Genomic DNA, 19,468 nt, shown 5'->3' on the forward strand with positions numbered 1-19,468 from the left:
AGGGGGCCGCCGGGGGCTCGCGCCGGGAGGGTCGTGGACCCTCCCGGCGCGGGGCGCGACGTAGCATGTCGGCCATGAGCGAGCCGACCCCGCAGCCCTCCGGGCCCGACGACCCGTTCGGCCCGGACACCCGCTCGGGGACGTCCGTCCTCGAGCGCACGGAGTCCGAGGAGCAGGTCGAGCCGGGCGACCACGAGCGCTTCGCGCACTACGTGCGCAAGGAGAAGATCATGCAGTCCGCGATGTCCGGCAAGCCGGTCGTCGCGCTCTGCGGCAAGGTCTGGGTGCCCGGCCGCGACCCGAACAAGTTCCCGGTCTGCCCGGTCTGCAAGGAGATCTACGAGGGGCTGCGCGAGCCGCAGGACGGCGAGGGCGGCTCCGACGGGGCGGGCGGTGGCGGCGGAGGTCGCGGCTTCTTCGGCTTCGGGCGGGGCAAGGGCTCCGGCTCGGGCGGCGCGTGAGCGCGGCACGGCGCCCCACGTCCCTGCCTGCTCCCACCCACACCCCCCAGCACCCGTCGTCGTCGGCGGCGTCGCAGCTGCCGCCGGCGTTCCCGGCGCGCGCGCCCTGGGGTGCGGCGGGGAGCCTGCGGGCCTGGCAGGCGGAGGCCATCGAGCAGTACCGCACGCGCGCCCCGCGCGACTTTCTCGCGGTCGCGACGCCGGGCGCCGGCAAGACGACGTTCGCGCTGCGCATCGCCACCGAGCTTCTCGAGGCCCGGGTGGTGCGGCGCGTCACCGTGGTCGCCCCGACGGAGCACCTGAAGAAGCAGTGGGCCGACGCGGCCGCCCGCGTGGGCATCCGCCTGGACCCGCGGTTCACCAACGCCCAGGGGCGGCACGGCGCCGGGTACGACGGCGTCGCGGTGACGTACGCCCAGGTGGCGAGCAAGCCGGCGCTGCACGCGGCGCGCACGGGTGCCGAGCCGACGCTGGTGATCCTCGACGAGGTGCACCACGGCGGCGACGCGCTCTCGTGGGGCGACGCGGTCCGTGAGGCGTTCGAGGGGGCGACGCGCCGGCTCGCGCTGACGGGGACGCCGTTCCGCTCGGACACGGCCCCGATCCCGTTCGTGCAGTACGCGCCGGACGGCCAGGGCATCCGGCGCTCCGTGGCGGACTACACCTACGGCTACGGGGAGGCGCTGCGCGACCACGTCGTGCGTCCGGTGATCTTCCTGTCCTACTCGGGCTCGATGCGCTGGCGCACCAAGGCGGGCGACGAGATCGCCGCGCGGCTGGGCGAGCCGCTGACCAAGGACATGACGGCGCAGGCGTGGCGCACGGCGCTGAACCCCGAGGGGGAGTGGATCCCGTCGGTCCTGCAGGCCGCGGACCGGCGGCTGACGGAGGTCCGGCGGGCGGTGCCCGACGCGGGTGCCATGGTCATCGCGACCGACCAGACCGACGCGCGCGCCTACGCCGGCCACCTGGCCCGGATCACGGGCACGTCCCCGACGGTCGTGCTGTCGGACGACGACGGGGCCAGCGACCGGATCGAGGAGTTCGCCGCGAGCGACTCGCGCTGGCTCGTCGCGGTCCGGATGGTGTCCGAGGGCGTGGACGTGCCGCGCCTGGCCGTCGGCGTGTACGCCACGAGCACGTCGACGCCCCTGTTCTTCGCGCAGGCCGTCGGGCGCTTCGTGCGTGCCCGCCGCCGCGGGGAGACGGCGTCGGTGTTCCTGCCGAGCGTGCCCACGCTGCTCGAGCTGGCCTCGACGATGGAGGTCGAGCGCGACCACGCGCTGGACCGGCCGACGAAGGAGGGCGACGACCTCGAGGCGTCGCTGCTGCTGGACGCGCAGACCGAGCGGCGCACGGCCGACACGGTGGGCGCGGACGGCGTCGTGGGGGCGTTCCAGGCGCTCGAGGCGCAGGCGTCGTTCGACCGCGTGCTGTTCGACGGCGGCGAGTTCGGCACGGGGGCCGAGGTCGGCTCGGACGAGGAGCTGGACTTCCTGGGCCTGCCGGGCCTGCTGGACGCGGAGCAGGTGACGACCCTGCTGCGCCAGCGCCAGGCCGACCAGCAGGGGGCGCGCCGTGCGGCGCAGCAGCCGCCGCCGAAGCCGGAGATGGACCACCGCCAGCAGGCGGCGCTGCGCAAGGAGCTGGCCCAGCTGGTGGGCGCGTGGGCGCGGCGCAGCGGTCAGCCGCACGCGACCGTGCACGCCGAGCTGCGCCGCCGGTGCGGCGGCCCGGAGGTGGCGCTGGCGGCCCCGGACGAGATCCAGCAGCGGGTCGACATGCTGCGCGGCTGGTTCGTCGGGCGGCGCTGACGCGAGCCCCCGCGCGACCGCCGGACGGGTCACCCGTCCGGCGGTCGCGCTGCGTCCGGGGTTGCCTCGACCTGTCGGGGACCCCGCGCTCATCTCACGATGCGGACGATGAGAAGTCGATGAGATCGCAGGTCAGAGGCCTGGACGCGCGACCACATAGCAAAGCGCGGCGATCACGCAATTCGGCCTCTCGACGTGCCGAGCCGCTCACCCGCTGCCAGGCTCTTCCACGTCACGAACACCGGCTCCGGGTTCCCCCGGACGCCGCAAGCGGTCACCGACCACACACTGGGTCGGTGCTCACAGCCTGAGAGGTGCACATGCCCAGCTGGCTCATCCTCATCCTCGTCGGCGTCGTCCTCGTCGTCCTCGGCGTCGCGACGAACATCGGCCAGTTCCTCATCTGGATCGGTGTCATCGTCCTCGTCGTCAGCCTCATCCTCGGCCTCGTCGGCCGCGGGCGCGCCAGGATCTAGTCGCCGCAAGGACGCCGGTCGACCACCCCCCCCGTCGACCGCCCACGAGGGCCGGGACGCATCGCGTCCCGGCCCTCGGCGTGTCCGGGCCGGGTGCAGCGCCCGCGCCGCGACCTCAGGCGTCGAGGCGCCAGGTCGTCGTCGGCACGGCGGCCTCGTCGGCGGAGAGCCGGCGCGCCCCGCGCGGCAGCTCGTCGCGCGACGCCCGGTGCCGTGCGACGGCCGCGGCGACACCCGCGCGTCCGGTCCAGCCGTCGACGACCGCACCGTCGCGCACGAGGTCCACGTGCAGGGGTCGCAGGTCGGCGGGTACGTCGCCGCGGCCCCGCGACCACTGCGCGACCCGGTCGTCCGGCCCGGTGACCAGCACCTCCTCCACGGCGCGCCCGTCCTCGTCGAGGCGCCGTGCCGCGGCCTTGCGCCCGCCCACGCTGGTCTTGGCCCGCGACGCCTTCGCCACGGGCCGCATCACCCCGGCGGCGTCCTCGCGGGCGACGAGCTTGTAGACCATCCCGCAGGTGGGCGAGCCCGACCCGGTGACGAGCGACGTCCCCACGCCGTACGTGTCGACGGGCGCCACGGCGAGCGCCGCGATCGCGTACTCGTCCAGGTCCGACGTGACGACGATCCGGGTGCCGTGCGCGCCCGCCGCGTCGAGCTGGGCGCGGACCTCGTGGGCCAGCACGCCCAGGTCGCCGGAGTCCAGGCGCACCGCCCCGAGCCCCGTCCCGGCGGCCGCGAGCGCCCGCTCCACGCCGCGGCGCACGTCGTAGGTGTCGACGAGCAGCGTCGTGCCCGCGCCGGACGAGCGGACCTGCGACGCGAACGCCTGCTCCTCGTCGTCGTGCAGGAGCGTGAAGGCGTGCGCGGCGGTGCCGATCGTCGGCAGGCCCCACCGGCGTCCCGCCTCGAGGTTCGACGTCCCGGCGAAGCCCGCGACGACCGCCGCACGGGCCGCGGCGACGGCGGCGTGCTCGTGCGCGCGCCGGGCGCCCATCTCCAGGCACGGGCGGTCCACGGCCGCGCTGGTCATGCGGGAGGCCGCCGAGGCGACCGCCGAGTCGAAGTTCAGCACCGACAGCACGAGGGTCTCCAGCAGCACCGCCTCGGCGAACGTGCCCTCGACGACCAGCACCGGCGACTGCGGGAAGAACGCCTCGCCCTCCGCGTACCCGACGACGTCGCCGCCGAACCGGTAGCCGGCCAGGTACTCCAGCGTGCGGTCGTCGACGACCCGCTCGTCGGCCAGCCACGCGAGCTCGTCGGCGCCGAACCGGAAGTCCTCGAGCACCTCCAGCAGCCGCCCGGTGCCCGCCAGCACCCCGTACCGGCGGCCGGCGGGCAGGCGGCGCGTGAACACCTCGAACACGCAGCGCCGGTCGGCGGTGCCGTCGGCCAGGGCGGCCTGCAGCATGGTCAGCTCGTAGCGGTCGGTCAGCAGCGCGGTGCTGGGCGAGGCCGGGCGGGCCGTGTCGGTCATGGCGTCACGGTAGACGGCGCCGGGCGGACCGGTCGTGCCCGGCCCACCTACAGTGGCCCCGTGCTCGCCGTCGCCTCCGTCGCCCCCGCCGACGTGCTCCCGGACCAGGCCGCCGACGAGGAGGTCGGCCTCGCCGACGCCTGGGTCACGCTCGTCTGGAACGACCCCGTGAACCTCATGTCCTACGTCACGTACGTCTTCGAGTCGTACTTCGGGTACCCACGGCCGAAGGCGGAGAAGCTCATGCGGCAGGTCCACGAGGAGGGGCGGGCCGCGGTGTCGACGGGCACGCGCGAGCAGATGGAGGTCGACGTGCAGGCCATGCACGGGTTCGGGCTGTGGGCGACGCTGCAGCGGGGCGGCGAGTGATGCGCGCGTTCCGGGAGCGCCAGGGCCGCTACGTCGCCGAGCTCGACGCCACCGAGCGGGAGGTCGTGGCCTCGGTGCTCGCCGACGTCGCCGAGCTGCTCGGCGCGGGCCGGCTCGAGGACGGACCGGCCGAGCCCGACGCGGGGCCCGACGGCCCTGCCGGTGCCGACGCCGCGCTGTGGACCGTGCGGATCGCCCCGGTCGAGCCGCCCACGGACCCCGCGGTGCGGCGGCTGCTGCCGGACGCGTCGCGCGACGACGACGAGGTCGCGGCCGAGTTCCGGCGCCTGACCGAGGACGACCTGCGCGCCCGCAAGGTCGCCCGGCTGCGCGCGCTGTGGACGGTCGTCGCGCACGGGGAGCCCGGGTGGCCGGACGACGCGCTCGTCGTCGACCCCGCCCGCGCCGGCGACGTCGCGGCGACCCTCACCGACGTGCGCCTCGTGCTCGCCGACCGGCTGGGCGTGCGCACCGACGCCGACGCGCAGGCGCTGCACGCCTCGGACGCGGCCGACGGCGACGACGCCCGCGCCTACCTCGTGGCGCTGTACGACGCCCTGTCGTGGCTGCAGGAGTCCCTCGTCGCTGTGATGCTCGCCGCACCGGGACCGGAGCACCCGGGGCGCGGCCGGTCGGCGGGCTAGTGTGCGTCGGGTGAACGACGCCCCGATCGGCATCTTCGACTCCGGCGTCGGGGGGCTCACGGTGGCGCGGGCGATCCTCGACCAGCTGCCCGCCGAGTCCACGCTGTACATCGGCGACACCCTGAACAGCCCGTACGGGCCCAAGCCGCTCGCCGCGGTGCGCGCGCACGCGCTCGAGATCATGGACGACCTCGTCGACGCGGGCGTGAAGATGCTCGTCATCGCCTGCAACAGCGCGTCGGCGGCGATGCTGCGCGACGCCCGCGAGCGGTACACGCTGCGCCGCGGCCTGCCCGTGGTCGAGGTGATCCTGCCCGCGGCCCGCCGCGCGGTCGCCGCGACCCGCAACGGCCGCATCGGCGTCATCGGCACGCGCGCGACCGTCGAGTCCCGGGCGTACGACGACGCGTTCGCCGTGGCGGGCGTCGAGCTCGTCTCGCAGGCGTGCCCGCGCTTCGTCGAGCTCGTCGAGGCCGGCGTGACGTCGGGCCCCGACGTGCTCGCGGTCGCGCACGAGTACCTCGACCCGGTGCGCGCCGCCGGCGTCGACACCCTCGTGCTGGGCTGCACGCACTACCCGCTGCTGACCGGTGCCATCTCGTACGTCATGGGGGAGGAGGTCACCCTGGTGTCGAGCGCCGAGGAGACCGCCAAGGACGTCTACCGCACGCTCGTCGCGCACGACCTCGAGCGCGACCCGGCCGCCGGGCCGGCGACCCACCGCTTCCTCGCCACGGGTGACCCCGCAGGGTTCGCGACGCTCGCGCGTCGGTTCCTGGGCCCCGAGGTCGAGGCGGTGGAGCCGCGGGGAGCGCTGCGGTGAGGCTCGTCGTCGTCGGGTGCTCCGGGTCCTTCCCCGGGCCGGACTCGGCCGCGTCGTCGTACCTCGTGCAGGCCGAGGACGCCGACGGGCGCACCTGGTCGGTCCTGCTCGACCTGGGCAACGGCGCGCTGGGCCCCCTGCAGCGGTACGGCGACCCGGCCGCGCTCGACCTGGTCGCGCTCAGCCACCTGCACGCCGACCACGTCGCCGACATGGCGGTGCTCGGCGTGCTGCGCCGCTACCGCCCGCAGGGCCCGCTACCCCCGCTGGCCGTCCACGGGCCCGAGGGCACGCGCGACCGCCTGCTCGAGCTCACCGGCCGTGACCCCGCCACCGACACCGGCGAGGTGTTCGACGTGCACGCCTGGCAGGCCGGCACGCCCGTGCGGGTCGGGCCGCTGGAGGTGACGCCCGTCCCCGTGCTGCACCCGGTGCCCGCGTTCGGGCTGCGCGTCACGGGCCCGTCGGACGCCGACCCGGCGCGCCGCGTGACCCTCGCCTACACCGGGGACACCGACGCGTGCCCGGGCCTGGACGACCTCGCCACCGGCGCCGACCTGCTGCTGTCCGAGGCCGCGTTCGTCGAGGGCCGTGACGACGCCGTCCGCGGCGTGCACCTGACGGGGCGCCGCGCCGGCGAGGCCGCCGCCCGGGGGCGCTCCGGCCGCCTGGTCGTCACGCACGTGCCCGCGTGGAACGACGCCGAGGCCGCGGCGGCCGAGGCCCGCGCCGTCTACGACGGGCCCGTGGTCGTCGCCACCCCCGGCCTGGTCCTGGCCCTGTGAGCGGGCCCGACGGTCGGGTGCCGTGGCGCGTCCTCACCCCCTCCGGCAAGCTCGCTTACCTGCTCCTCGCCCCCGTCGCCGCGGTGCTCGGTGCGGTCCTCCTGGGCGTCGCCCTCGGGGAGTGGGCGTTCGTGCCCGGGGTGATCGTGCTGCAGGTTGTCGTCGTGGGCGTCGCCGTCCGGACCTTCCGTGACGCCGACGTCGAGGACGTCGCCGCGCCCCGCGCCCCGTGGCGCATGACCGCCCGCCCCACCTCCGGCTTCGTCCTCGGCGGGCTCTTCCTCGTCGAGTCCGTCTCGGCCGTGCTCCGGGCCCCCGGGCAGCCGGACCTGTGGGCCGTCCTGCTCGCCGCCGCGGTGAGCGCGACCCTGGGCGTCGCCTTCGTCCGCTCCTCCCTGCGCCTGCGCGCCGGGGACCATCTCGGTCGGCCCTGACGGTGCCACGGGACCGGGCGCGTTCCGGACCGGCGGGTACCGGCACGTAGGGTCGGGGCATGACCTCGAGCACCCCTGCGCGCGCCGACGGGCGCCGTCCTGACCAGCTGCGGCCCGTGACGATCACGCGTCGGTTCCTCGACGCCGGCGAGGGCAGCGTGCTGGTCGAGTTCGGCGGCACGAAGGTGCTGTGCGTCGCGTCGTTCACCGAGGGCGTGCCGCGCTGGCGCAAGGGCTCCGGCCAGGGCTGGGTCACCGCGGAGTACGCGATGCTGCCGCGCGCCACCAGCTCGCGGTCCGACCGGGAGTCGGTGCGCGGCAAGGTCGGCGGGCGCACGCACGAGATCTCGCGACTCGTCGGGCGCTCGCTGCGCGCGGTCGTGGACGTCGCCGCGCTCGGCGAGAGCACGGTCGTGCTGGACTGCGACGTCCTGCAGGCCGACGGCGGCACCCGCACCGCCGCGATCACCGGTGCGTACGTCGCGCTCGCCGACGCGGTCGCGTGGGCGCAGGGCGCGGGCATCGTCAAGCCCGGGCGGCAGGTGCTGCGGGACTCCGTCGCGGCCGTCAGCGTCGGCATCGTCGACGGCGTGCCCGTGCTGGACCTGCCGTACGTCGAGGACGTGCGCGCGGAGACGGACATGAACGTCGTCGTCACCGGTGCCGGCCGGTTCGTCGAGGTGCAGGGCACCGCCGAGCAGACCCCGTTCGACCGTGCCGAGCTCGACGCGCTGCTCGACCTGGCGCTGGCCGGCACCGCCGAGCTCACGCGCCTGCAGGCCGAGGTGCTCGCCGCCCCGGCGTCCGACGGGACGGCGACGCGGCAGGTCATGGCCCCGTGAGCGGTGCGGCGAGCGGGGTGGTCGTGCCCGCCGGCGCGCGGCTGGTGCTGGCGACCCACAACGCGCACAAGGTCGGCGAGCTGCGGGCGATCCTGCACCCGGCGCTGCCGGACCTGCCCGAGGCCGCGGTCGTCGGCGCGCGCGACGTGCACGCGCCCGAGCCCGTCGAAGACGGCGTCACGTTCGAGGAGAACGCCCTGATCAAGGCGCGTGCGCTCGCGGCGGCGACCGGTCTGGTCGCGGTCGCGGACGACTCGGGCCTCGCCGTCGACGTGCTCGGCGGCGCCCCGGGGATCTTCTCGGCCCGCTGGGCCGGCCGGCACGGCGACGACGCCGCGAACCTCGCGCTGCTGCTCGCCCAGCTCGCCGACATCGCCCCCGCGCACCGGGGTGCGCGGTTCGTCTGCGCGGCGGCCCTGGTGACGCCCGACGGGCACGAGCACGTCGTGCGGGGCACGCTGGAGGGCACGCTCGCGACCGCCCCGCGCGGGAGCCACGGCTTCGGGTACGACCCGGTGCTCGTGCCGCGGGGGCAGGAGCGCACCTGCGCGGAGCTGTCGCCGCAGGAGAAGAACGCGATCAGCCACCGCGGGCAGGCGTTCCGGGCGCTCGTGCCGCACGTGGTGGCGGCGCTGGGCCGATGACGGGCGCGCCGAGGCCCGGCGACGTCCAGCTCGTCGCCGACGCCGTGACGTTCGGGTACCCGGGCCGGCCGGTGCTGGACGCGCTCGACCTGACGGTGTCCGCCGGCGACCGCGTGGGCCTGGTGGGGGAGAACGGCGCGGGCAAGTCGACGCTGCTCGGGGTCCTGGCGGGCCGGCTCGCGCCGCAGCGGGGGCAGGTGCGCCGGCGCGGGTCGCTGGCCGTCGTGGAGCAGGACCTCGAGGTCGCGCCCGGCGACACGGTCGGCACGCTCGTGGAGCAGGCGGGGGCGGGGGCCCGGGCCGTCGCCGACGAGCTGGCGCGCGCCATCGACGCGTTCGACCACGAGTCCGGCGACGTCACGTGGCTCACCGGGGCGATCGCCCGGTACGAGCACCTCGCGGCGTGGGACGTCGACCGCCGCGTCGACGAGTCCCTCAGCCGGCTGGGCGCCCCCCGGGACCGGGACCGCACGCTCGCGTCCCTGAGCGTCGGCGAGCGGTACCGGGTCCGCCTGGCCTGCCGGCTCGCCGAACGCGCCGACCTGCTGCTCCTGGACGAGCCGACCAACCACCTCGACGTCGCGGGTGTCGACCACCTCACGGCGCAGCTGCGCGCGTGGGCGGGCGGGCTCGTGATCGTGACGCACGACCGGCGGCTCCTCGACGACGTCATGACCGCGATCCTCGACCTCGACCCCTCGATGGACGGGCGGCCCGTGCTCTACGGCGCCGCCCGGTACGCGGACTACCGGTTCGCGCGCGACCAGATGCTGCGCCGCTGGCGCGCCCGCCACCGGGCCGAGCGCAAGCGGGCCGCGCAGCTCGCCGACCGGCTCGACAAGTCCTACGAGGGCCTGTCCGACGAGTGGCGCCCGCCCAAGGGCTCGCAGAAGAACCGCCGGGCGACGCGGGCGCGGATCCACGTCAAGGCCGCGGACCGCCTCGTGCAGCGCCTGGAGGAGCAGGCCGTCGAGGTCCCCGTGCCGCCGCCGGCGCTCGCGTTCCCCGACCTGCCGTCGGTGCCGGGGGACTACGGCGGCGGCCCGCTGCTGGAGGTCCGGGCACCCCGCGTCGACGGACGGCTCGACCTGCCCGGACGTCGGGTCGACGTCATGCCCGCCGCGCGCCTGCTCGTGACGGGCCCGAACGGTGCGGGCAAGTCGACGCTCCTGGCCGCGCTCACCGGTGCTGCGGGGCTGGACCGGGGCACGCGCACCCTGGCGCCCGGCGTGCGGCTCGGCGTGCTCGCCCAGGAGGGTCCGGCCGAGCACGCGGCGCCCGTCGCGCGGCCCGGGGCGACGCCGTCGGCGTTCGACGCCTACGCGCGGCACGCCCTGCGGCTGCTGGAGCAGGGGCTGCTCGACCCCGGGCACCTCGTGCCCGTCGCGGCCCTCGGGCTGCTCGGCGAGGACGACCTCGACCGGCCGCTCGGCGAGCTGTCCGTGGGGCAGCGCCGCCGCTTCGACCTCGCGTGCGCCCTCCTGGCGGCGCCGCACGTGCTCGTGCTCGACGAGCCGACGAACCACCTGTCGGTCGGTCTGGTCGACGAGCTGACGACCGCGCTGCGCGGCACGTCCGCGGCCGTCGTCGTGGCGACCCACGACCGTCAGCTGCGCGCCGACCTGGCGGACTGGCCGCACCTCGACCTGGGCTGAGCGGTCCCAGGCCCGGGCCTCAGGGCAGGCGCCCCACCCACGCCATCGCCTGGCGCAGGAGCAGGCCCTGGCCGCCGTTCATCTCGACCTGCACGGCCTCGGTGCACGCCTCCTCGGGCGTCAGCCAGGCCAGGTCCAGGGCGTCCTGCTGGGGGCGGCAGTCGCCGGCGACGGGCACGACGTACGCCAGCGACACCGCGTGCTGGCGGGGGTCGTGGTACGGCGTCACGCCGGGGGTCGGGAAGTACTCGGCGACCGTGAACGGCTGCGGGGACGACGGGACCATCGGCAGGGCCATCGGCCCGAGGTCCTTCTCGATGTGCCGCAGCAGCGCGTCGCGCACCCGCTCGTGGTGCATGACGCGGCCCGAGACCAGCGCGCGGGACATCACACCCTCGGGCGTCACGCGCAGCAGCAGCCCGACGGCCACGACGTCGCCGGACTCGTCGACGCGCACGGGGACCGCGTCGACGTAGAGGATCGGCAGCTGGCTGCGCGCGGTGGCGATGTCCTGCGGGCTGAGCCAGCCGGAGGGTCGCTCGGGGCCGACGGGGTACTCGGCGGAGGCGGTCACCGTGCAGTTCTACCGCGTCCGGCGCGTCGTGGCCGAACCGACCACCGCGTGGCGCGCGCCGGCGGGCGGGAATACCCCGGCCGGTACCGACGCTGCACACCCCGGACCACCCGAGGAGGAGACCGATGGCCACCACCACGCTGACCGCCGACACGATCCGCCAGACGATCGAGGAGAACGACATCGTCCTCGTCGACTTCTGGGCGTCCTGGTGCGGCCCGTGCCGCAGCTTCGCGCCCGTGTTCGAGGCGTCGTCGGAGCAGAACCCGCAGATCGTCCACGCGAAGGTCGACACCGAGGCCGAGCAGCAGCTCGCCGCCGAGCTGCAGATCACCGCGATCCCGACGCTGATGGCGTTCCGGGACGGCGTCCTCGTCTTCAACCAGGCCGGCGCGCTGCCCGGCCCGGCGCTGGCGAAGGTCGTCGAGGGCATCCAGGCGCTCGACATGGACGACGTGCGCGCGCAGATCGCCGCGAAGCAGGGTGCGTCGGCCTGACCGACCCCGCCCTGCCCGACGCACGAGGCGCCCGTCACCGGCTGGTGGCGGGCGCCGCGTCGTCCCGGTCCGGTGCGCCCGTCCGGGCGACGCCCTGACCTGTCGGGTTGCCGTGCGCGATCACCCGTGCCTACCGTGTGTGAGATCGCTCTCATCGCAGCGCGACCAACGGGGGTCGTGCGGGGGGCAGGTCACGGTGCGCCGCAACGACGCGGCGCGTCGCAGCAGGGGCAGCGTGCCGGCCGCATGCCCGTGCCGGGTCCGCACGTCCGCGCGACCGCACTCGCGGTGCGCGGGCCGGGACCCGTGCGGACCGCTGGTGCGCGCCCGAGGGGGCACAGCACATGCGACACCACTCACCCACCCGCGCCCGCGGGTCGTCCGACGCCACCGGCACCGCACCGGAGGGCACCCCACCCGCGTCGTCCCGGCCGGCGCGCCGGCGCACCGCACGCGTCGTCGCCGCGCTGGCGGCCCTGGCGCTGCCGCTCACGTTCGCCGCGGTCGCCGTCCCCGGGGCCGCCGCGGCCGACGGGGTCGTGCCCGTCGGCGCCGGCTCGTACGCGGCCACGCCGGTCGGTCCGACGCCGGAGGGCTGCGCGTCCGTCGAGGCCGACCCGCGCAGCGCGCTCACCGCCGACGCGCCCGACGGCGCGCTGCCCACCAACGACTGGTGGAGCTCGCTGCTCTACAAGCGCCTCGACTGCCGGTTCAGCGCACCGCTGCACGCGCACCCGGTGTCGTACCAGCCCACGGCCGACGGCCTCGGGCTCTCGACGCCCCGCACCGCGACCCGGTCGGGGACGACGGGTGGCATCGGCGAGTTCCACTACACGTACGCCGAGGACCTGCGGGTCACGGTCGCGGGCCTCGACGCCCCGACCGTGAAGGTCGCGGACTGGTCGGACTGGACGGTCACGCCGTCGTGGTCCGACGGGACGCGCTCGCTCACGGCGACGATCGGGCACGGCCTGCCGATCAGCTGGTACCACGTCGCCGGCGGCGACGCGCTGCTGCGCTCGTCGCAGGACGTGCGCGTCTGGTGGCGCGACGGCCCCTGGCTCGGCCTGACCGCCAACGGGCACGACTACGGGGTCTACGCCCCCGCGGGCGCCCGCTGGACGGGAGAGACGAACGCGCTGCGCTCGACGCTCGCCGGCAAGGGGTACCTCGCGGTGGCCGCGCTGCCGACCGGCCCGGGCGCCGACGACGCCGCCCGCACCGCGGCGGCACGTGACCTCGGCCGGTACGCGTTCGCCGAGGTCACGGGCACCCGCGCCGACTACGTCTACGACGAGGACGCCGGCGTCGTGCGCACCACCTACGGCCTGACCACGCGCCGCCTGCAGGGCACCGTCGACGGCACCGTCGTCGCGCTGTACCCCCACCAGCAGCGGTACGTGACCGCGACCGGCGGCGGCACGGCCCTGGGCTCGACGTACCCGTCGGCGCGCGGCGCCATGACGGCGTACCGCGGCACCCGCTCGGTGACCACGGCGACCCCCTTCACCGGGGTGCTGCACGAGGTGCCGGCCGTCGCGACGTCCTCCGGCGCCGACCGCGCCCGCCTGGAGCAGCTGCTCGAGGAGGCCGCGGCCGACCCGCTGCCCATCCTGCGCGCGGACACGTACTGGACCGGCAAGGCCCTGGGGCGCGCGACGCGGCTCGTCGAGATCGCCGACCAGCTGGGCCGCACCGACCTGCGCGACCGCATCCTGGCCCGCGTGCGCACCACCCTGACCGACTGGTTCACGGCGACCCCGGGCAAGACCGGCCAGGTCTTCGCGTACGACGAGCGCTGGGGCACCCTCATCGGCTACCCGGCGTCGTACGGCTCCGACACCGAGCTCAACGACCACCACTTCCACTACGGGTACTTCGTCGCGGCCGCCGCGACCCTGGCCCGGTTCGACCCGCAGTGGGCGTCCGACGCCCGCTACGGCGGCATGGTCGACCTCCTCGTCCGTGACGCCAACGGCTACGACCGCGACGACGAGCTGTTCCCGTACATGCGGGACTTCGACGTGTACGCCGGCCACGACTGGGCGTCGGGCCACGGCGCCTTCGCCGCCGGCAACAACCAGGAGTCCAGCTCGGAGGGCATGAACTTCGCCGGTGCCCTCGTCCAGTGGGGCGAGGCCACGGGCGACCGGGCGATCCGTGACGCGGGCGCGTACCTGTACGCCACGCAGGCCGCCGCCATCCAGGAGTACTGGTTCGACCGGGCGGGGGCGATCCCCGACGGGTTCGGCCACTCCACGGTCGGCATGATCTGGGGCGACGGCGGGGCGTACGCCACGTGGTTCAGCGGCGAGGCGGAGATGATCCAGGGCATCAACACCCTGCCCATCACCGGCTCCCACCTGTACCTCGGCCTGCGTCCCGCGGACGTGCGGTCCAACTACGCCGAGCTGGAGCAGGCCAACGGCGGCCCGCCGACGGTCTGGCAGGACATCCTGTGGAGCTACCTGGCGCTCGGCGACGGCCCGCGGGCCCTGCAGCTGCTGCGCGCCCAGCCGGGCTACCCGGTCGAGGAGGGCGAGTCCCGCGCCCACACGTTCCACTGGGTGGCCAACCTGGCCGCCCTGGGCACGGTCGACGCGACCGTGCACGGGGACAACCCGCTGTCCGCGGTGTTCGTCCGTGACGGGCGCCGCACGTACGTGGCGTCCAACCCCGCGGCGTCGGCGCGGACGGTGGCGTTCTCCGACGGCACCACCTTGCGGGTCGCCGCCGGCCGCACCGCGACGACGGGTGCCCACACGTGGAGCGGCGGGGGTGCGCCGGGCGGTCCGACGACGACGCCGACGCCCACGCCGACCGCCACCCCGACGGTGACGCCCACGCCCACCCCGACGCCCACCCCGACGCCGACGGTCACCCCGACCCCGACGCCCACGCCGACGGCGCCGCCGACGAGCGGGTTCACGTTCGCGCTCGCCGGTGACGGCCGCCTGGTCACCACCCCCGTGACGTCACCCGCGACGCTCACGGTCCCGGCGGCGCGCGGCGTCGACACGGCCACCGAGCCCGCGGGGGCGCTCGTGCTCACCGCGAGCGGGCTCACCGGCACCGCGACGGGCGGGGCCACGACGTTCGACGTCGCGCTCGACGCCGGCACCGTCGTCGGCAACGGCACCCGCCTGCAGGTGTCGTACGACCTCACCGGCGACGGGACCTGGGACCGCGTCGAGGTCTACCGGTACTTCGCCACCGACCCGGTGCCGGGGTACGAGCGCTACACGTCGTCCGTCGGCCTCGAGCGCGCCACCGGCACGCTCGGCGACCTCCGCGGCGGCACGGTGCGCGTGGCGCTCTGGAACGCCGTCGGCACCGGCACGACCGCCGTCGGCACCGCCGCCTCCCGGGTGGTGCTGCCGATGCGCTGACGCGCCGCACCACGACGCACGGCGGCCGCGACACCCCCGGGTGCCGCGGCCGCCGTGCTGCTGGTCCGTCGTGCTGCAGGCCCGTGGTGCGGGAGACGGGAGTCGAACCCGCACGCCCTCTCGGGCACCAGGACCTAAACCTGGCGTGGCTGCCGTTTCACCACTCCCGCGCGCGCCGAGTCTGGCACAGCGGCACCCGCGGGCGCCGCTGTGCCGCGGGTGCGCGCCGGGCGTGCGGTCAGTCGATCCCGAGGTCGCGGCGCAGCTTGGCGACGTGCCCGGTGGCGCGCACGTTGTACTGCGCGAGGGACACGACACCCTCGGGGTCGACGACGACGGTCGACCGGACCACCCCGGTCACGGTGCGCCCGTCCATCGTCTTCTCGCCCCAGGCGCCCCACGCCTCCAGGGTCGTGCGCTCCGGGTCCGAGGCGAGGGGGAACGTCAGCTGCTCGGCCTGCGCGAACGCCGCGAGCTTGTCCACCGGGTCCGGCGAGACCCCGACCACCGCGTACCCCGCGCCCTGCAGCGACGCCAGGGAGTCGCGGAAGTCGCACGCCTGCTTGGTGCACCCCGGGGTGCCCGCGGCGGGGTAGAAGTACACGACGACCGAGCGGCCGCGCAGGTCGGCCAGGTCGACCGTGCCGCCGTCGGCGGTCGGCAGGGTCAGGGCGGGGGCACGGTCACCGACGGCGAGGCGGGGCACGGGATCTCCTCGGGTGCTCAGGTGTGGACGACGACGCCGGCCACCCTACGTCGGCGGGGTACGGTCGGCGGCGTGAGCGCTCCGACCACTCCTCCGCCCGGCGACCTGCCCATCCGCATGCTCAACGACCGCCTCCTCGTCGCGCTCGACGCGGAGCACGCCGAGCGGCGGTCGTCCGCGGGGATCCTCATCCCGCCGACCGCCGCCATGGGCAAGCGGCTGGCGTGGGCGCAGGTCGTGGCGGTCGGGCAGCACGTGCGCCAGGTGGAGCTCGGCGACCGGGTGCTCTTCGACCCCGAGGACCGCGCCGAGGTCGAGCTCACCGGCCGGACCTACCTGCTGCTGCGGGAGAAGGACGTGCACGCGGTCGCCGCCCCCGGCACCACGGGCGAGGGCACGGGCCTGTACCTCTGACGGTGCGCTCCTCGGCCGGGCGTGCCGCGCGCCCCGGGCAGGCCGTCGCGCCATCATGGGAGGGCGGGCGACCGTCCGCCAGCCGTCGACCACGGGGGTGCCACGTGCCCGACGTGCAGCCGCCGCCCGGCCTCGGGGCACCTGAGGGTGCCGCCGGGTCGCCGCCGCCTGCCGACGGCACCCCGCCCCCTGCCGACGGCACCGTCGAGGGCGTCCCCCACGGCGTCGCCGCGGGGGCTGGCGACGACGTGCCCGACGGGCCGCTGGTCGACGAGGACGCGGCCCGGCGGGCCGAGGGCCTGCTCGCCGAGCACGTGCCGCTCACGCTGCTGGTCGACCTCGTGGCGCCGGTCGTGACGTCGGCCGACCTCGTCGACGAGGAGGGGCTGCCCGCGGCTCCCTGGTGGCGGCAGGGCCCGGCGGGGCCGTCGTCGACCGACGGGACCGATGCCGGCGAGGATCCCGGGGCGCCCGTCCGGCCCTGATCTGTGGCCTTCTTCACAACCTGGCCGTCGACCGGATTCCGGTTCGCATCTGCCGTCCGCGGGCTGCTAACCTCTTCCAGCCGCGCGCCTCTAGCTCAACTGGCAGAGCAGCTGACTCTTAATCAGCGGGTTCTGGGTTCGAGTCCCAGGGGGCGTACAGCGCACGAAGCCCTCCGTCCGTTCCGGACGGGGGGCTTCGTCGTTCCCGCCGGTGCTTTGCGCCGTCGCCGCAGGGCGCTCCACCGCCGTCGCCGGAGTAGCCGGAGACTCCCGTCCTCGACCCGTGTGCCCGTCGGCCAGCGCCGAGGCACCCGCCGCGCCACGATGGTCGGACGCGACGGACGACGGAGGTGGGCTGTGCAGCCGGTGCAGGAGTACGACGTGGTCGTGGTGGGAGCCGGTGCGGTGGGCGAGAACGTCGCCGACCGGGCCTCGCGGACGGGGCTGGACGTGGCGCTCGTCGACGCCGAGCTCGTCGGCGGGGAGTGCTCGTACTGGGCGTGCATGCCGTCCAAGGCGATGCTGCGGCCGGGAGACGTGCTCGCCGCCGCGCGTGCCGTGCCCGGCGTGCGCGGCGTGGAGGGCCTCGACGTGGCGGCCGTGCTGGCCCGCCGCGACGAGGTCGCCGCGCACTGGGACGACTCCGGCCAGGTGGCGTGGGTCGAGGGCGCCGGCCTGACGCTGCTGCGGGGGCACGCGCGCCTCACGGGCGAGCGCGAGCTGCACGTCGCCGGCCCAGCGGGCGAGGTGCGGGTCGTCGCCCGCTGCGCGGTGGTGCTGGCCACGGGCTCGTCGGCCGTGGTGCCCGACGCGTTCGCGGACGTCCGGCCGTGGACCAGCCGGGAGGCGACCTCGGCGCGGCAGGTGCCGGCGCGGCTCGCCGTCGTCGGCGGCGGGGTCGTCGCGGTGGAGATGGCCACGGCGTACGCGGACCTCGGTGCGCAGGTCGAGGTGCTGGTGCGCGGCGACCGGCTGCTGCCCCGCGCGGAGCCCTTCGCGGGCGAGGCGGTGCTGGCGGCGCTGGTGGACCGGGGCGTGCGGGTGTCGACCGGTGCCTCGGTGACGCAGGCGCAGCGGCGCGGGGACGAGGTGCACCTGCGGGTCGAGCACCGCGGCGGACCGGGGGAGGGTGCGGTCGCACCGCGGGACGTCGTGGTCGACGAGGTGCTCGTCGCGACGGGTCGTCGGCCGCGCAGCGACGACCTCGGCGTCGAGCACGTCGGGCTCGTCCCGGGCGAGCCGGTGGAGGTCGACGACGCGCTGCAGGTGCAGGGCGTGCCGGGCGGCTGGCTCTTCGCGGCCGGTGACGTCACGGGACGGACCGCCACGACGCACCAGGGCAAGTACGACGCCCGGGTCGTCGGCGACGTGATCGCGGCCCGGTTCGCCGGCCGCGGCGAGAAGTCGGTGGACGCCGCGCGGGTCCCGCGTGGCGTGACGCGCGAGGCCGAGGAGGGGGCCGGTGCGTGGAGCCGGTTCCGGGCGACGGCCGACGTCGCGGCGGTCCCGCAGGTGGTGTTCGGCCGTCCGCAGGTGGCGTGGGTCGGGACGACGCAGGAGGAGGCGGCGCGCGCGGGCGTCGACGTCGACGTCGTCGGCTACGAGATCGGCGACGTCGCCGGCGCGTCCGTCACCGACCCCGCCTACCGCGGCCGCGCGCAGGTGCTGGTCGACCGGGAGCGTGACGTGCTCGTGGGGGCGACGTTCGTGGGTCCTGACGTCGCGGAGATGCTGCACGCGGCGACCGTCGCGGTGGTCGGGGAGGTGCCCCTGGACCGGCTCTGGCACGCGGTCCCGGCGTACCCGACGGTCAGCGAGGTGTGGCTGCGCCTCCTGGAGGCGGCGGGGCGCTGACGCCGGGCACGGGAGTGCCACGACGCGCGACGGCGGCCCGGTCGAGGACGACCGGGCCGCCGCGGCGGTGAGGTGCTGCGTCAGCCGGCGAGCGAGCCGTCCGAGGACAGGACGAGGCCGAGAGCCGCGTCGCCCTGGCGCACGGCCTCGCCGATCAGGGCGAACTCGTAGGAACGGAACTCGCCGATCTCCAGGCCGTACGTCTCCTCGAGGCCGATCTGGCAGAACGGGCGCTCGGGGCACTCGGGCGGCCCGGCGAGGACGAGGCCGCCGCAGGTCGCGGCAAGCTCCGACAGGGTCGCCACGCCGTTGGTCTCGGCGAACTCCGCGGTCACCGCGAACGCGTTCTGGTCCTGCGCGGCCGAGGCGGCGCCGACGACCAGGCCGGACTCCTCGGCGAGGGGCGCGAGGGCCTCGACGGTCGCGTCGACGTCGCTCGAGGCGACCGCGTCGGCGTCCGCGCCGTTGATCTGCGAGTTGAGGAAGTCCGCGAGGGTCGCCGCGTACTCCGGGACGGCGGCCAGCGTGCCGTCCTGGAGGGCGGGCAGGTACGTCTCGCGGGAGCCGATGCTCTGCGCCTGGGCCTCGAAGCCGGCGCTGCGCAGCACCTCGGCGTAGATCTCGGCGAGCGTGAGGCTCTCGGAGAAGTTCGCGGCGCCGACGCTGAGCTCGACGCCCTCGCCGGTCTGCTCGTCGGCCGCCAGGCCCTGCTCCTCGACGAACTCGGCCGCGACCTCGCTCGACGTGCGGCGGTCGATGTCGACGGCCTTGTTCAGCGCGATGAGGCCCTCGGTGTCGAGCGACGCCGAGACCGCGTCGAGGAGCTCGACGACCTCGGGGTGCTCGTCGGCGACGCCGGCGTTGATCGCGGGGATGACGTTGTCGGCGTTCTGCAGGCCCAGGTCGTCGTCGAGGACGACGAGGCTCTCGCCCGCGACGGGCTCGCAGACGGCCAGGCCGGAGGTGCTCGTGGCGGTGGTCTCCGCCTCGCCGCCGCCGGAGCCGGGCGCGCCGCACGCGGCGAGGACGAGGGCGGCGCTGCCGGCGAGCGCGGCGACGAGGGTGCGGCGGGTGCGCGTGGTGGTGCGCATCAGGGGCTCCTGACGATCGGTGGGCAGGACG

Annotated in this window: 20 protein-coding genes and 2 tRNA genes; 17 read left to right on the forward strand and 5 right to left on the reverse strand. The window is 76.1% G+C overall.

The window, feature by feature from the left end:
- Window positions 1-74 precede the first annotated feature (74 nt).
- From BKA21_RS17430 to BKA21_RS17440, 3 genes are all read left to right on the forward strand, one after another.
- Window positions 75-461, forward strand: coding sequence for a DUF3039 domain-containing protein (locus tag BKA21_RS17430; RefSeq protein WP_140460218.1), 387 nt, complete (start codon window positions 75-77; stop codon window positions 459-461).
- A complete protein-coding gene (locus tag BKA21_RS17435) occupies window positions 458-2,275 on the forward strand; it encodes a DEAD/DEAH box helicase (protein WP_140460219.1) in 1,818 nt (605 codons plus the stop codon). The genes BKA21_RS17430 and BKA21_RS17435 overlap by 4 nt, the downstream gene beginning before the upstream one ends.
- Window positions 2,276-2,595: 320 nt before the next feature.
- Window positions 2,596-2,751: a hypothetical protein gene (locus BKA21_RS17440; RefSeq protein WP_160158390.1), complete on the forward strand. Its 156-nt coding sequence runs from the start codon at window positions 2,596-2,598 to the stop codon at window positions 2,749-2,751.
- A gap of 115 nt (window positions 2,752-2,866) precedes the next feature.
- On the opposite strand, the gene BKA21_RS17445 is transcribed toward BKA21_RS17440, so the two are convergent.
- Entirely contained in the window at window positions 2,867-4,231 is a 1,365-nt protein-coding gene (locus tag BKA21_RS17445; protein ID WP_140460220.1) for a nicotinate phosphoribosyltransferase, read from the reverse strand.
- 93 nt (window positions 4,232-4,324) lie between these two features.
- On the opposite strand from BKA21_RS17445, the gene clpS reads away from it, so the two are divergent.
- From clpS to BKA21_RS17485, 8 genes are read left to right on the forward strand one after another with little or no spacing between them, the layout of a single operon-like run.
- Window positions 4,325-4,600: an ATP-dependent Clp protease adapter ClpS gene (gene clpS, locus BKA21_RS19770; RefSeq protein ID WP_239072907.1), complete on the forward strand. Its 276-nt coding sequence runs from the start codon at window positions 4,325-4,327 to the stop codon at window positions 4,598-4,600.
- Window positions 4,600-5,244, forward strand: coding sequence for a DUF2017 domain-containing protein (locus tag BKA21_RS17455; protein WP_140460222.1), 645 nt, complete (start codon window positions 4,600-4,602; stop codon window positions 5,242-5,244). The genes clpS and BKA21_RS17455 overlap by 1 nt, the downstream gene beginning before the upstream one ends.
- Before the next feature lie 10 nt (window positions 5,245-5,254).
- The gene (murI, locus tag BKA21_RS17460; protein ID WP_140460223.1) at window positions 5,255-6,067 is read left to right on the forward strand and encodes a glutamate racemase; all 813 of its coding nucleotides are present in this window, start codon (window positions 5,255-5,257) and stop codon (window positions 6,065-6,067) included.
- Complete coding sequence (locus tag BKA21_RS17465; RefSeq protein ID WP_140460224.1) at window positions 6,064-6,852, forward strand: MBL fold metallo-hydrolase; 789 nt, start codon at window positions 6,064-6,066, stop codon at window positions 6,850-6,852. The genes murI and BKA21_RS17465 overlap by 4 nt, the downstream gene beginning before the upstream one ends.
- Window positions 6,849-7,286 (forward strand): hypothetical protein, encoded by a 438-nt coding sequence (locus tag BKA21_RS17470; RefSeq protein WP_140460225.1) that lies wholly within the window; start codon window positions 6,849-6,851, stop codon window positions 7,284-7,286. The genes BKA21_RS17465 and BKA21_RS17470 overlap by 4 nt, the downstream gene beginning before the upstream one ends.
- A gap of 59 nt (window positions 7,287-7,345) precedes the next feature.
- Window positions 7,346-8,128 (forward strand): ribonuclease PH, encoded by a 783-nt coding sequence (gene rph / locus BKA21_RS17475; protein WP_140460226.1) that lies wholly within the window; start codon window positions 7,346-7,348, stop codon window positions 8,126-8,128.
- Window positions 8,125-8,772, forward strand: a complete 648-nt coding sequence (rdgB, locus tag BKA21_RS17480) for an RdgB/HAM1 family non-canonical purine NTP pyrophosphatase (RefSeq protein WP_373308188.1) — start codon at window positions 8,125-8,127, stop codon at window positions 8,770-8,772. The genes rph and rdgB overlap by 4 nt, the downstream gene beginning before the upstream one ends.
- Window positions 8,769-10,427, forward strand: coding sequence for an ABC-F family ATP-binding cassette domain-containing protein (locus tag BKA21_RS17485; protein ID WP_140460227.1), 1,659 nt, complete (start codon window positions 8,769-8,771; stop codon window positions 10,425-10,427). Before rdgB ends, BKA21_RS17485 begins: the two co-directional genes overlap by 4 nt.
- A gap of 19 nt (window positions 10,428-10,446) precedes the next feature.
- Here the strand turns inward: BKA21_RS17485 and BKA21_RS17490 are convergent, their stop codons facing one another.
- On the reverse strand, window positions 10,447-11,001 hold the full coding sequence (locus BKA21_RS17490; protein ID WP_140460228.1) for an NUDIX hydrolase family protein: 555 nt from the start codon (window positions 10,999-11,001) through the stop codon (window positions 10,447-10,449).
- Between the two features lie 125 nt (window positions 11,002-11,126).
- Here BKA21_RS17490 and trxA point away from each other — a divergent pair, with 125 nt between their 5' ends.
- Window positions 11,127-11,498, forward strand: a complete 372-nt coding sequence (gene trxA, locus BKA21_RS17495; protein WP_140460229.1) for a thioredoxin — start codon at window positions 11,127-11,129, stop codon at window positions 11,496-11,498.
- Window positions 11,499-11,842: 344 nt separating this feature from the next.
- Window positions 11,843-14,887, forward strand: a complete 3,045-nt coding sequence (locus tag BKA21_RS17500; protein ID WP_140460230.1) for a glycosyl hydrolase — start codon at window positions 11,843-11,845, stop codon at window positions 14,885-14,887.
- Between the two features lie 84 nt (window positions 14,888-14,971).
- Here BKA21_RS17500 and BKA21_RS17505 read toward each other — a convergent pair.
- Together BKA21_RS17505 and BKA21_RS17510 are read right to left on the reverse strand one after the other, a co-directional pair.
- Window positions 14,972-15,057, reverse strand: a tRNA-Leu gene (locus BKA21_RS17505).
- A gap of 68 nt (window positions 15,058-15,125) precedes the next feature.
- Window positions 15,126-15,593: a peroxiredoxin gene (locus tag BKA21_RS17510; protein WP_140460231.1), complete on the reverse strand. Its 468-nt coding sequence runs from the start codon at window positions 15,591-15,593 to the stop codon at window positions 15,126-15,128.
- Window positions 15,594-15,710: 117 nt separating this feature from the next.
- Between BKA21_RS17510 and BKA21_RS17515 the strand changes: the two genes are divergently transcribed.
- From BKA21_RS17515 to BKA21_RS17530, 4 genes are all read left to right on the forward strand, one after another.
- Window positions 15,711-16,007, forward strand: a complete 297-nt coding sequence (locus BKA21_RS17515) for a GroES family chaperonin (RefSeq protein WP_140460305.1) — start codon at window positions 15,711-15,713, stop codon at window positions 16,005-16,007.
- A gap of 104 nt (window positions 16,008-16,111) precedes the next feature.
- Window positions 16,112-16,492 carry a hypothetical protein gene (locus tag BKA21_RS17520; protein ID WP_140460232.1) on the forward strand — a complete coding sequence of 127 codons (381 nt, stop codon included), beginning with the start codon at window positions 16,112-16,114 and terminating at the stop codon, window positions 16,490-16,492.
- Window positions 16,493-16,576: 84 nt separating this feature from the next.
- Window positions 16,577-16,649, forward strand: a tRNA-Lys gene (locus BKA21_RS17525).
- 200 nt (window positions 16,650-16,849) lie between these two features.
- A complete protein-coding gene (locus BKA21_RS17530; RefSeq protein WP_170209098.1) occupies window positions 16,850-18,346 on the forward strand; it encodes a dihydrolipoyl dehydrogenase family protein in 1,497 nt (498 codons plus the stop codon).
- 80 nt (window positions 18,347-18,426) lie between these two features.
- Here the strand turns inward: BKA21_RS17530 and BKA21_RS17535 are convergent, their stop codons facing one another.
- Window positions 18,427-19,437 carry a glycine betaine ABC transporter substrate-binding protein gene (locus BKA21_RS17535; protein WP_140460234.1) on the reverse strand — a complete coding sequence of 337 codons (1,011 nt, stop codon included), beginning with the start codon at window positions 19,435-19,437 and terminating at the stop codon, window positions 18,427-18,429.
- Window positions 19,438-19,468 lie beyond the last annotated feature (31 nt).

It is taken from the genome of Cellulomonas oligotrophica, from assembly GCF_013409875.1.
Lineage (GTDB): Bacteria > Actinomycetota > Actinomycetes > Actinomycetales > Cellulomonadaceae > Cellulomonas > Cellulomonas oligotrophica.